The organism is Myxococcus sp. CA056 (assembly GCF_013336715.1).
In the GTDB taxonomy this organism is placed as follows: domain Bacteria; phylum Myxococcota; class Myxococcia; order Myxococcales; family Myxococcaceae; genus Myxococcus; species Myxococcus llanfairpwllgwyngyllgogerychwyrndrobwllllantysiliogogogochensis.
This window is the reverse complement of the sequence record NZ_JABUMT010000059.1, coordinates 1-417: the sequence shown is the minus strand read 5'-3', so window position 1 is coordinate 417 and position 417 is coordinate 1. Positions and strand designations below refer to the sequence as shown.

Annotated in this window: 1 pseudogene; it reads left to right on the top strand. The window is 68.3% G+C overall.

Annotation, left to right across the window (positions count from 1 at the left end):
• Positions 1 to 313 (top strand): annotated as a pseudogene (locus tag HUA76_RS44820) (hypothetical protein); the annotation flags it as partial.
• Positions 314 to 417 lie beyond the last annotated feature (104 nt).

Here is a 417-nt window from a genome sequence, read left to right as displayed (position 1 = left end):
GGGTACGCACCAGGTCCGCATGGAGTTCAAGTACGACGGCGGAGGCCTGGGCAGGGGCGGCGACGTGACGTTGTTCGTCGACGGCAAGAAGGTGGGGCGCGGCCGGGTGGAGAAGACCCTGGCCTACGTGCTCTCCGAGGAGACGGCCGACGTGGGCCTGGAGCATGGCTCCCCCGTGGCGGAGGGCTTCCACAACGGCGACAGCAAGTTCACGGGCCGGGTGAGGTGGGTGCAGCTCGACAAGGGCAAGGAGGACTTCGACCACTTCGTCTCGCCGCAGGAGCTCTTCAAGATCGCGATGTCCCGGCAGTAGGAGCCGGCTGGCGGCTGCCGCGCGGTGAAGCAGGGCCTCACCGCGCGGGAAGCCACGAGTCGTCCTCGCCGCGTCAGAAGGCGAGGTTGACCTGCAGGGTGATG